Annotated in this window: 10 protein-coding genes; 7 read left to right on the top strand and 3 right to left on the bottom strand. The window is 39.2% G+C overall.

The features are described 5' to 3' along the window. Positions 1–1,439: 1,439 nt before the first annotated feature. On the bottom strand, positions 1,440–1,682 hold the full coding sequence (locus tag SAGCYANO_RS42925) for a PEP-CTERM sorting domain-containing protein (RefSeq protein ID WP_202225590.1): 243 nt from the start codon (positions 1,680–1,682) through the stop codon (positions 1,440–1,442). A gap of 900 nt (positions 1,683–2,582) precedes the next feature. On the opposite strand from SAGCYANO_RS42925, the gene SAGCYANO_RS42930 reads away from it, so the two are divergent. The 7 genes from SAGCYANO_RS42930 (at position 2,583) to SAGCYANO_RS42965 (ending at position 10,948) form a co-directional block, all read left to right on the top strand. Beyond that, positions 2,583–2,885: a hypothetical protein gene (locus SAGCYANO_RS42930; protein WP_202225591.1), complete on the top strand. Its 303-nt coding sequence runs from the start codon at positions 2,583–2,585 to the stop codon at positions 2,883–2,885. Further along, positions 2,849–3,202: a hypothetical protein gene (locus SAGCYANO_RS42935; protein WP_202225592.1), complete on the top strand. Its 354-nt coding sequence runs from the start codon at positions 2,849–2,851 to the stop codon at positions 3,200–3,202. Before SAGCYANO_RS42930 ends, SAGCYANO_RS42935 begins: the two co-directional genes overlap by 37 nt. Positions 3,203–3,433: 231 nt before the next feature. Beyond that, positions 3,434–4,237, top strand: coding sequence for an RNA polymerase sigma factor (locus tag SAGCYANO_RS42940; protein WP_237397259.1), 804 nt, complete (start codon positions 3,434–3,436; stop codon positions 4,235–4,237). Positions 4,238–4,462: 225 nt separating this feature from the next. Continuing rightward, the gene (locus SAGCYANO_RS42945) at positions 4,463–5,284 is read left to right on the top strand and encodes a DUF1822 family protein (protein WP_202225594.1); all 822 of its coding nucleotides are present in this window, start codon (positions 4,463–4,465) and stop codon (positions 5,282–5,284) included. A gap of 292 nt (positions 5,285–5,576) precedes the next feature. Beyond that, positions 5,577–5,822: a UPF0175 family protein gene (locus SAGCYANO_RS42950; protein WP_202225595.1), complete on the top strand. Its 246-nt coding sequence runs from the start codon at positions 5,577–5,579 to the stop codon at positions 5,820–5,822. Further along, complete coding sequence (locus tag SAGCYANO_RS42955; RefSeq protein ID WP_202225596.1) at positions 5,819–6,319, top strand: DUF3368 domain-containing protein; 501 nt, start codon at positions 5,819–5,821, stop codon at positions 6,317–6,319. Before SAGCYANO_RS42950 ends, SAGCYANO_RS42955 begins: the two co-directional genes overlap by 4 nt. 756 nt (positions 6,320–7,075) lie before the next feature. Continuing rightward, positions 7,076–10,948: a CHAT domain-containing protein gene (locus SAGCYANO_RS42965; RefSeq protein WP_202225598.1), complete on the top strand. Its 3,873-nt coding sequence runs from the start codon at positions 7,076–7,078 to the stop codon at positions 10,946–10,948. Between the two features lie 36 nt (positions 10,949–10,984). Here the strand turns inward: SAGCYANO_RS42965 and SAGCYANO_RS42970 are convergent, their stop codons facing one another. Together SAGCYANO_RS42970 and SAGCYANO_RS42975 are read right to left on the bottom strand one after the other, a co-directional pair. Then, positions 10,985–11,134, bottom strand: a complete 150-nt coding sequence (locus tag SAGCYANO_RS42970; protein WP_202225599.1) for a hypothetical protein — start codon at positions 11,132–11,134, stop codon at positions 10,985–10,987. 372 nt (positions 11,135–11,506) lie between these two features. After that, positions 11,507–12,678: phosphoglycerate kinase (locus SAGCYANO_RS42975; protein ID WP_202225600.1), on the bottom strand; the 1,172-nt coding region annotated here is incomplete at its 5' end.

Consider the following 12,678-nt stretch of genomic DNA (forward strand, 5'->3'; position numbering starts at 1 on the left):
AGCACTTCAGCACTTTCCGTGCCGGAATGCTGGCGCAAACAGCGCTTCAGCTTTTTGACCTTGGGTTTATACCCCGGCAACTAATGTGCCGGATGCTTGAGTCGGGGTTGAAATTCCCAACGAGGAGGTCATTTCAGTTATCAGTTAGCCTCCTCCGGAGGAACTGCGTTAACAGTTATCAGTACCTCCTACTGAAGTAGGAGGCTTGAAATACTGAATTAATTTTCTCTTGGTCGATTGGATATGGCGAGGGGACCTCGCCATCCCACCCTACGGGAAGCTCCGCTACGACCGCTTTTTCATCCCCTTGAAAGGGGAGGCTTGAGACCTTATTTATTGGTCAAAAAAAGTCAATCATCCTGACCGCTGACTGCTGACTGCTATATTAATAAAAAGATTTGGTATTAGGTGATGTATCTTTTCTTTGCAGGTTTAATACCCCACCGTCGCCCGCAGCGATCAAAATTGTTTGGGGTTAGAATCCCCATGCAATTTTCCCTCCTGACTCCTGACTCCTTCTTCAAGGTAATATTTTTGATGTAGAAACCTCAGTTTGATTCTCTTTTCCTGAGAATGAGACCAAACAAGTAAATCAGACCAAACAAGTAAATGCTTCTCTTTAACTAGCGATCAACATTCCAGCATTTCCGTATCGGAATGCGGAACTAACAGCTTTGAGCGCGCTCAAAGCTTGGGTTGAAACCCCCGACTTCTAGCAAGTCGTTTAATTTTAGGGTAAGCATTCATTCGCGCAAAGCTGACTGCTAAACGCCGAACTGCTCAACGCTTTTTCAGAATTCCTAAAATATAGGATTTGAGATCGAATCTGAATAATTAGTTACTGTAAGTCATTGCTACGAAAATGCAGTGGAAGGAAGTGAAGCAATCTCTAAAATTTTGAGATTGCCTCCTAAACCTGGCAATGATAACTGTTCTATCGGATTCTATATTAGATTTATCGTCAATTAAGGTAAAAGTTGCTAAAACTCTGAACGACCAAAGTTTATAGAGTTTTTAGTAGTACTCAAGGAATCAAAAGCCTTATATAGTTTGCTTTTAAGCTGTTTAAAATTTGATTTCCCAATAACTCTATGACAGCTATATGAACTATATTCGAGTCTATAGTTCTGCTTGATAACACTGATACAATAAATCACAAACAGTGACAAATTGATAGCGTAGCTCCGACCTAGGAGGCTGTTTACTTCCTGCTGTACGGACGTTGCATGCAACGTCTCTACCGTCGGCGGTTACTCATCCACAGGCATTGACGGTCAAGCAAACCGCATTTTTTAAATTTATGCTCTACTGTAAAGATCGAACTCATCAAGATATCAAATTGATTATTTATCCTTAATCCTTTCTATGTAAAGGTTATGGACAATATTCCAAATGAGTTCTCTGCATTTACCGATCGCTGAGACAATCAGAACATTAATTTATTTGCAAACTTTTTGAGCATCAAAGGCTTTTTTGCCAATTAATCCACCAACAGCTATAATTCCTAGTATACTTGTTGGTTCGGGAACTCTAACTGGTGCAGGTTCACAACCAAAGCCATCATCTCTGGGTATCTCTCCGGGTGGACAATTTACTGCGACAGCAGGTAGAGAGGAGGAAGCAACTACAGCGATAGTGGCAGCAACAGTTAATAAAGTATTTTTAGCATGATTAGATCGCACTCCAAAAATTTGCTTTTGCTTGATTTGATCTCATCTTATTTTGCTTTTTCCGGAAACTGCAAGAGGAAAAACGCGTTTTCCTTGAATCTTCATTGAATCTTCATCAAAATTACTTATATCTTCATTCCATCTTCATAAAAGTCTCAGTAAAAACCCATATTTATAACTAGATAGTACTTTTGTACTAGGTTGAAAAACTATTGAGTATCAAACCGTATAGCGATAAAGTTGATACATTCTTGTTTTATTAACATTTCTTTATTTAATATTTCTTCATCTTACTTTTGTTGAAAATTATAAAGTTGAAAATATATCTTACAATTAATAAAAGTTTACTTAAATTTTCATAAAATCCGAATTGATAGCAGAAGTTAAGAAGTAAGAAGTAATATCAAATTCGGTTGAATACTTATCATATATTTTCATATACTTGGAGTAGGGGAGTGGGGGAGTGGGGGAGTGGGGGAGTGGGGGAGAAGTAAACGGTTGTGCATCAAGAAAGTGTGGGAAGTGTGGGGAGGGTGGGGAGATGTCCGAAAGTAGGAGGAATAATTCTACCTGTATCTTTTCCTAACTTTTTGGTCGCTCAAGCTTAAATATTTGCACCCCCTTCGCAACCAAAATGCGCTCAACCTTTATATATCAGTGCTTTTAGATTAGATTCGCACTTTTCCCAACTTACTTATCCCACACATTACGCGCTCTGCACAACCAAGTAAACAATAGAAAAAAGAATTCCGTTTTTTATTCTCCCTGTTGCCTGTTGCTTGTTGCCTGCGCACAGCGCTATAGTGGTTGTGCGTAAGTCCTGATCAACAAAAAAAAATTGAATCACCGCATAATTTTCTTTCCTCCTAATAGTTAAGTAACTAGAACAAATAAATTAGGAGGGAAGTCAAAATGGATCGACAATCTTTTGAAACTTTTGTCAGAAATAATAGTGCAAAAGCTGGCTGGAATATTGCTAAATTAAATGATAGACAGGCGATGCTTGAGTTTAGTATGAATTCTGGCAGGGTGCAAAGACTTTATATTACTCAATATGATTCTATTCTGAAATTTTCTGTTGCTAGTGCTGCTGTATTTGATTGTTTAGATGAGATTCCACATATTATTTCTACTACTTTATTAACAAAAATTCTGAATACAAACTTGGTGGATGGTGTGTGGAAAAATTTCAGGGTAAGGTGGTTTATTCTCTGATGCAGAATGTGGATATAAATTCTGTTGATTTTGCTTATTTTGTGAATTTAGTGCATTTTCTCATTTCAGAATGCGATCGATTCGATCACTTTTTAGTAGAGGTATATCAACATATTAGTTCGGCTAATTCCTCTAGTTATAGTAGTAGTAACTATAGTAATTCGTTTAATTGGGGAAGTTTGTTGGAGGCGGGGGTAAAAACATTCGTCAATATTTTTATAGAAAATAAATTGAACTCTTGGTTTGACGAATATATTCAATTTGATAATTTTCTATTTCCAGTGGTACTGTATATAATTCAATGGTTAATATTCTAGTGTCGCTACGCGGAAGTTAAAAGTCAAAAGTATTGATTTGTAATAGATATCTTCAAAAAAGAGGGAACAGGGAGAAATAATTGACAATTTATGAATTAGATTTTAGATTTTTTCCAAACTGCATTTTTTTGCATGGAATAGTAGATGTAGTAAATAGAGGCACGCAGAAAAATTGCTAACCCGATATTTTCTTTTTTTTGTCCTTATTTGTCCTTAAATTTCAGTATTAATATGACAAAGGCACCATTAAAGAGTCAACAACAACAGCTAATGGATCGAAAACCGGAAAACATAATTCAGTTATTCAAGGATTTACTTAGTGATGAATCTGATACTTACAACAGAGCTAAGGAGAAGTTGTCAAGATGGCTCTGGCGACATCCGAAAATTGGTATGGTAGTTAGGAGGAGTTTTTCTCAGACTAATTTTGATGACTCGAATGAGTTTTATGATAATTCCTTACAGGAAACACTCTTAAAGTTTGACAAAATTATTCTTGCTTTTTGTCGGAAAAATCAAATTACTATTGACCGACTAGATGATATTTCTAATGAGAAGCTTGGTAATCTATTTATTGGTTACTTTAATCGTTCCCACTACAATACAGCTTGTACTTTATGTCGTAAATTGAAACAAAAAGGTCAAGTTGATGAGCAAGTTATTATTAGTTTAGACCAGCCTAAAAATGATAGTGATGGTCAAGAATATAAAACTGTGGGTGAGGAAGTTCCAGACCACAAAAATTTGAATGATTTGGATAGTTTTAATCTGGGGGATATGTCTCAGGAAGATATAGATAAGTTACCTATTTCTGGTGGTTCTATAGATAAGTTGCGCAACTGTTCTAAAAAGGTTGATTGCTTTGAAATTTTACTGCTGAAATATCAAGGTTACACTCAAGCAGAAATTGCTGAAAAGTTAGGTGTTCATCAATCTAATATTAGTCGAAATTGGCAGAATAAATGTCTCAAATGTATTAATCAAATTATTGCAGAAAATAATATTGAATCAGGGAATTGGGCTTGGGGGAATTAATATTCATAAAAATATAGCAGTTTTCAGCCTGGTGAGCTACATCAATGATCCCCCTAAATCCCCCTTAAAAAGGGGGACTTCCAGTTCCCCCCTTCTCAAGGGGGGTTAGGGGGGATCTCCAGAGCTGTAGTTCACTAATTTGAGAAATGCTATAAATCTTTCATGTAATCAACCTTCATACCATTTTTAAAATTAATTGTCAACCAAAAATTACGAGGTGTAGTTGTGAATAGTATCACTGAATCATTGATTTTTAGAGTTCCTTTATCTCCAAAAAATCACGCTCTGGCTGAACAATTTGCCAAACAACAAATTAGCCAAAAACGAGCAAAAGAAGTTTATCTTAATACTCTGGCTGTACATATTGGGCAGAATTTTCTCGATGGCTTAGATTTTGACACAAATTTAGAGAATGCTGACAGTTTTAATCCTGTTTTGCGGATGGCTGAGGATGTGGCAGATGTCATTATTCCCGATTTGGGAGTAATAGAATTTCGTCGGGTTTTACCGGGAGAAACTAGCTTTTTTATTCCTGAATTTGTCAGAGAAAATCGACTGGTTTATGTGGCAGTTGGTTTTGATGAATATTTGGATTTTGGGGAGATTTTAGGATTTGTTTGTTTGAGTGATTTAACTGAATCTGATGGTTATGTTTCTCTGGAAATGTTACAACCTGCTGAAAATTTATTGGATTATTTAATGCAGTTGGAAGCGGGTAGGGATTTTCTGTTGAGTGATGACCCTTTAGCTGTGGAATTTCGTAATGTTGTGGAGGCAGAAACCCGGGAAAAATCTTTGGGTTTGATGGCGGCAGCATTGGAGGTAATTTATCGTCAATATCCTGATGATGGCGGTAACTGGCGCGGTAAAGGAGGAAAGGTTTTGGCGGGTGACTTGCCTGCGGTGGGTAAGGTTGTTGAGGAAAGAATGGCTGTTGCTACCAGAGATGAGGTGGGGGAAATTGTGGCAGAAAGTAAGTCGGTGTCGCGTACTACTCAAAAGTTGGCTAAACAGCTTTTGGGTAAATTGAAAGAGATTTGGGGCTAGACACTGATTTGGCCACGGATACACGGATAATTTGGGGCAGAGGTTAGCGATCGCCTCTCTCCAGTCCAGTTCCCCCCTTTCCAAGGGGGGTTAGGGGGGATCGACTAAGCGATCGCCTCTATCTAGAGGTTTTAATTGCAGCAAGAGCAAGAAGAGGCTAGACACGGATTTGGCCACGGATGCACGGATAATTTGAGGCAGAAATTAGCGATCGCCTCTCTCCAGTCTAGTTCCCCCCTTTCCAAGGGGGGTTAGGGGGGATAAACTACTGATAACTGATAACTAAAAAAAAATGAGTATGATTATTTCCGATGAAATTATCAAAGCGAGTGGAATGTCAGAAGACGAACTTTTATTAGAAATTGTTTTGTTGCTGTTTCAGCAGGAAAAGATTAGTTTGGGAAAAGCAGCAGAATTGTTGAATATCTCACAGGTTCGTTTTCAACGGTTAATTGCTGACCGTGGTATTTGCATCCATTATGATGTTCCGGAATTACAGGAGGATATTCAGCATTTGACTGCGAAGGGGTGGTTATGATTGTTGTGAGCGACACATCTCCCCTCAATGGGTTAGTAATAGTGGGACATTTGCCGTTGCTGCAACAAATTTATGGACAGGTGTTGATTCCTCCTGCTGTGGCAGATGAACTAAAGCGAGGTGGTGAAGACGATCCGCGAATCACCCAAGTTTTATCCCAAGATTGGATTAAAGTCTGTCAACCTACCAATATCCAACTGGTTGAAACCTTACAAACTGAATCTAATTTAGACCGGGGAGAGTCTGAAGCAATAGCTCTTGCTCAAGAACTTAAAGCAGAAGAATTGCTGATTGACGAACGCTTGGGGCGCAGAGAAGCAGTTCGTCTAGGGCTAACTATTACTGGGTTATTGGGCATTCTTCTCGTTGCCAAGCAACGGGGGTTGGTGACTGAAATTCGACCGATAATTGATAATCTAATCCAGGAAGCCAATTTTCGAGTAAGCGATCGCCTCTATCTAGAGGTTTTAATTGCAGCTAGAGAAAACTATCAATAATTAGACTTCTCCAGAAGTAGGTTGGGTTTAGGTATTGTTACGCAGCTTATCCGTAGGATAAACCCAACTCTAGTAAACTCAGGAAACCCTCGTTGTTGGGTTGCGCTGCCGCTTAACCCAACCTACTACTACTGATAACTGAATTTTGAATGTTCTACAATTTGAAAATTAATAATTGGACCAATGAATTTCGCGATTATTGATTTACTATTGTCCAATAGTTATTTTTTTGCAATAAGAGCGTTGGCGGAGCCTAGCGGCAGCTATATCGCTCTGTTTGGCGATTTATTGATGTTCTATTTACTATTGTCCAATAGTTATTTTTCTGCAATAAGAGCGTTGGCGGAGCCTAGCGGCAGCTATATCGCTCTGTTTGGCGATTATTGATGTTCTATTTACTATTGTCCAATAGTTATTTTTCTGCAATAAGAGCGTTGGCGGAGCCTAGCGGCAGCTATATCGCTCTGTTTGGCGATTATTGATGTTCTATTTACTATTGTCCAATAGTTAGGGCCGACCGTTAAAATATCAAAACTTTTACCTGTGAAGGTTTCAGCCTTTTTATTTCAAAGATTAATGTTCTATTTATCTATTGTCCAATAGTTACAGCAGTTTCAGCTAGTTATTGCTCTGCAATAAGAGCAATCGCTGTGTTTGGCGATTATTGATGTTATTTACTATTGTCCAATAGTTAGGGCTGACCGTTAAAATATCAAAACTTTTAATGTACAAATAGCAACTAACCAATAACTAAAAATGAACGAACAATGCTTAACAGAATACACACAACTAATTCAACAACTACAACAAGCAGAACTAGAATTTTATTACGGTAAAGCAGATAAAAGCATTGTCTACTACATCCTAGAAAACAACCGAAACCTCCTCGACGAAAACCTAGCCTACATTCTCCCAGAATACGCATTTCACCTAATTACTATCCTCCCCGAACATATTGAAATTACTCTTGCATTAATCAAAAACCTGAGTATTCATATTTGTGAATTTCCATGGGGCGACAGAAAAGCACAAATAGAAATAGCGATCGCCGGATATCTTTTCGTTCTTAGCCATTGTCAGGAAAACACGGAAAAATCGGCACAGACTCAAAACAACCTAGGTAATGCCTACAATCACCGAATCGAAGGCAACACATCTGACAATATAGAATCTGCTATTACCTACTATCAAGCTGCATTGAAAGTGTTAACTGAATCTGCCTATCCAGAACAATGGGCACAGATTCAAAACAACCTAGGTAATGCCTACAATCACAGAATCGAAGGCAACACATCTGACAATATAGAATCTGCCATTAAATTCTCCAAAAGTGCTTTGAAAGTGCTAACCGAATCTAACCATTCCGAACAATGGGCAAAAACTCAAAATAACCTAGCTGCTGCATACTATAAAAGAACCAAAGGAAATACAGCCGATAACATAGAAACTGCTATTGCTTACTATGAAACTGCATTGAGAGTGTTAACCGAATCCACCGTTCCCAAACAATGGGCACTGACTAAAAGCAACCTAGGTGAAGCCTACAGAATTAGAATCAAAGGCAACACATCTGACAACGTAGAAACTGCTATTGCCTGTTGCAAAGATGCATTGAGAGTGTTAACCAAATCTATCTATCCTGAAGAATGGGCATCGACTCAAAACAACCTGGCTATTGCCTACACTTACAGAACCGAAGGCAACACATCTGACAACATAGAAAGTGCCATTGCGTGTTGCAAAGAGGCTTTAAGAGTGAGAACCAAATCCGCCTATCCCGAAGAATGGGCACGGACTAAAATCAACCTAGGCAATGCCTACACTTACAGAATCGAAGGCAACACATCTGACAACATAGAAAGTGCCATTACCTGCTACCAAGATGCCTTGAGAGTATTGACTTGTAACGAATCCACCTGTCGTCAATATTTTGCCAAAGCTCAAAGCAACCTAGCTGTTGCATACAGTAATAGAATCAAAGGTATTAAAGCCGACAATATAGAATCTGCTATTACCTGCTCCAAAGCTGCTTTAAGATTATTTACCGAATCTGCCTACCCTCTAGACTGGGCAATAACTCAAAACAACTTAGGTCTTGCCTACAGTGACATAATTAGAGGTAATAGTGCCGATAATATAGAATTTTCTATTGCATGCTTACAAGCTGCTTTGAGAGTTGCTAAACCAGATGCTTTACCAAAACTCTGTTTAACAACTGCCCGTAACTTAGCCAACTTTGCCTTAAAACAAAAAAACTATCAACTCGCCATCAATAACTATGAAATTGCCATTACGGCCATCGAGCAAAGTCGAGATTGGATACCCGACGAAATAGCTCGTCAAGAAATCTTGCGTAAAAACCTATTTGTCTATGAAAATATGATTCAAGTTTGCATTAATGCCGAACAATATGACAAAGCTTTAGAAACTGTAGAAAGATTCCGCTGTCGTCGCTTACTAGATTTAATTCTCACCAAAGATTTATACAAAAATGGGGAAGTGCCTGAAGATATCCGCAAGTTAGAAGTAGAAATGGAAGAGAAACAAAGAGATATTGACATTTTACGTCGGCAGTTACAGACGCCAGAAGATAAGCAGGAAATGGTTGGAGCAAGTCGTCATGTCACCCGCGATCTGTGGGATGATATTACGGGGGAAATTCAAAAGTTGATGGGGGAAAAACGGGAAATTTGGCAAAAGATGCGTCTGTTAGACCCGGTTTTAGCTGAAGGTAAACAAGCGCCGAGGGTTAGTGTGGAGGAGATGAAGGAGTTGTTTAATCCCCGGAAAAATCCCCCCCAACCCCCCTTTGAAAGGGGGGGGAAAGATGATGTTGCTTTGCTGAGTTTCTACACCACCAGAAATGACACTTATGTTTTTATCCTCACTCAAGCAGGGGTAAAATTGCACCGTTGTCAAGAGCAAGGTTTAAATAATTTGCAACAGTGGTTACGGGATAATTGGTTGACACCTTACTCCCGAATAGATAATTCAGCAGAACGTCAAGCAGCAGCAAATTTAGCCAAGTGCGATATTGATACCATTGAGTCAATTAACCCCAAACCATCGAATGTCATACTTAACCTCAAAGATGGCACCACCACAGAAATCAGTTTTTCCGACTTTGACACATCGCGCAAACAACAGAAACACAAGTCATACAAACAATGGCAAGACAAAATGGAGGGAATTTTAAAAGAATTAGCAGACAGACTGCAAATAAACCAACTCATAGAAAAACTCACCGACATCAAAGAAATTATTCTGGTGCCGTTTATGTATCTGCATCAAATTCCCTTACCAGCATTACCCCTAGACAACGGCGAATATTTAGGGGATAAATTCCGGGTGAGAATAGCACCCAGCACCCAGGTATTAACATTTTGTCGGCAACAACCCCAAAACCGAGAGGCAAATTTGCCACGTTACGGTATAGTCGAAAATACCAGGGACGATCTACCATACACCCCCAAAGAATGCCAATTAGTAGCACAAATTTATGGGGTCGCCCGCGAACACCATCTCAAAGGCAGCAAAGAGGCAACCAAAGCTAAGTATAAACAGTTGTTGACGAGAGAGAAAGTATTAGGTTTACTCTCCAGTCACCACGCCAAGTCTAATTTAACGGAACCATTAGAATCAAAGTTATTGCTAGGAGATACGGACTTAACATTAGGAGAGTTGCTGAATGCCAGCATTCGTTTCCCGCAGTTAGGAGATTTATTTCTCTCCTGTTGTGAAACGGCGTTAGGAAATTCAGAATTAACGGACGATATTTTTACCCTCAGCGCCGCTTTTTTATCAGCAGGAGCGTCCAATGTTATTAGTAGTTTGTGGTCAGTGAACGATCTAGCAACGACAATTTTATCATATTTTTACCACCGCAACCGCGCCCAAGGTATTCCGAGTGCAGATGCGTTATGGCAAGCACAGATGGAGTTGAAAGAGTTAACATTGGCAAAAGCGGAGGAGAGTTTGGACGATGCAGAGGCAGTATTAGAAGAGTTTGAAGGAAATCATCCAGTGCGAGCATCTTGCTCGCCAGTCAAAGAAGAAAATGCAGAAGCAGTATTAGAAGAGTTTGAAAGAAATCATCCAGTGCGAGCATCTTGCTCGCCAGTCAAAGAGGAAAATGCAGAAGCAGTATTAGAAGAGTTTGAAGAAAATCATCCAGTGCGAGCATCTTGCTCGCCAGTCAAAGAGGAAAATGCAGAAGCGGTATTAGAAGAGTTTGAAGAAAATCATCCAGTGCGAGCATCTTGCTCGCCAGTCAAAGAGGAAAATGCAGAAGCGGTATTAGAAGAGTTTGAAGGAAATCATCCAGTGCGAGCATCTTGCTCGCCAGTCAAAGAAGAAAATGCAGAAGCAGTATTAGAAGAGTTTGAAGAAAATCATCCAGTGCGAGCATCTTGCTCGCCAGAAACTCCAGAAACTCCAGAAACTCTAGGAAATACAGAAGAAACTCCAGAAACTCCAAGAAATACAGAATATGAAGAAAAGAAGAAAATAGCTGATAACTATCAGAAAATTTATGATTTAGTAGAGGAAGCTCAAGAATTAATAGGAGGCGAAAAACCCTTTAATCATCCTTATTATTGGGCAGGTTTTGTTTGTCAAGGAGAAGGGTGAATTCAGTTATCAGTTATCAGTTATCAGTTATCAAAATTATAGTAAAGGTATATGCTGATTATGAGCAGTGAGTTTTAATCCCTCTGGAGTATTTTCAGGAGCTTTCAACTCAGGATATTGAAATAAGTAAGTTTGGTATATAATTGCTATTGCTTGACGAATATAAGAAACAAATGACTTTTCCATAAACTTTTTAAGTCTAATTGAAACAAATAGAAAAATTAATATATAGCACTTCTCTAATTTATGAGATACAGTTTTAGATCCCCCCGCCCTCAGATCCCCCCTAACCCCCCTTAGTAAGGGGGGAACCAACAAAAGTCCCCCTTTTTAAGGGGGATTTAGGGGGATCGTCAATGTACTTCATTAGTAAGGGGGGAACTGCTTAAAAAGGGGGGAGCCAACAAAAGTCCCCCTTTTTAAGGGGGATTTAGGGGGATCGTCAATGTACTTCATCTTTATGAGAAATGCTATATTTAACTTCTTCAAAAATGTAAAATGCTTCCCTATTTTAAAGTGTAAAACAGAGAAGCACCTACCGAGTTCGTTTAAAGCAATTTATGCTTCGTCTAAAGCAACAATACCTGGTAATTCCTTACCTTCCAATAATTCCAAACTAGCACCACCACCAGTAGAAATATGACTCATTTTCTCACCCAAATTCAACTGTTCTACAGCAGCAACAGAGTCTCCACCACCAATAATAGTAATAGCATCCTGCTTACCCGCAAGAGTGTGTGCGATCGCTTCAGTACCCTTAGCAAACTTCTCCATCTCAAACACACCCATCGGACCGTTCCAAATCACAGTTTTGCAATCACCCAAAGCATCTTGGAAAACCTTCGCCGAGTCAGGACCGATATCCAAACCCATCCAACCATCAGGAATAGCTTCAACACTAACAGTTTGAGTATTAGCTTCTGGATCAAACTTATCAGCTACAACTACATCAGTAGGCAACAACATCTCCACACCTTTCTCTTTTGCCTTAGCTTCCAGAGACTTAGCCAATTCCAACTTATCGTCTTCAACCAAAGACTTACCCACACTTAAACCACGAGCTTTGTAGAAAGTGAAAATCATGCCACCACCCAACAGCAACTTATCGCACTTATCCAATAAAGCATCAATCACACCAATTTTACTAGAAACCTTAGAACCACCAATAATAGCAGCTAAAGGTTTTTGAGGATTATCAATTGCACCTTGGAGGAATTTCAATTCCTTTTCAATTAAATAACCACCTACAGAAGGACTCAAATATTTAGTCACACCCTCAGTGGAAGCATGAGCACGGTGAGCAGTTCCAAAAGCATCATTCACATATACATCCGCCACAGAAGCAAGTTGCTTGGCAAACTCTGGGTCATTTTTCTCCTCTCCAGGGTAGAAGCGAACATTCTCCAGCAAAACTACATCTCCATCTTGCATCGCTGCTACAGTAGAAGTTACATTCTCACCAATACAGTCGTCACACTTTTTAACTTCCTTACCCAATACTTCAGAGAGTCTTTCTCCCACAAGAGTCAGACGCATATCCTCATTTACTTTTCCCTTTGGACGTCCAAAATGGCTAGTCAAGATAACTTTTGCACCTTTGCCAATTAAATCTTGAATTGTGGGAAGAGCTGCCCGAATCCTAGTATCATCTGTAATACTACCATTATCAACAGGCACATTAAAGTCCGCCCGCATAAGTACCTTTTTGCCAGATAAGTCAGATGCCGATA

It is taken from the genome of Okeania sp. KiyG1, assembly GCF_014132355.1.
In the GTDB taxonomy this organism is placed as follows: domain Bacteria; phylum Cyanobacteriota; class Cyanobacteriia; order Cyanobacteriales; family Microcoleaceae; genus Okeania.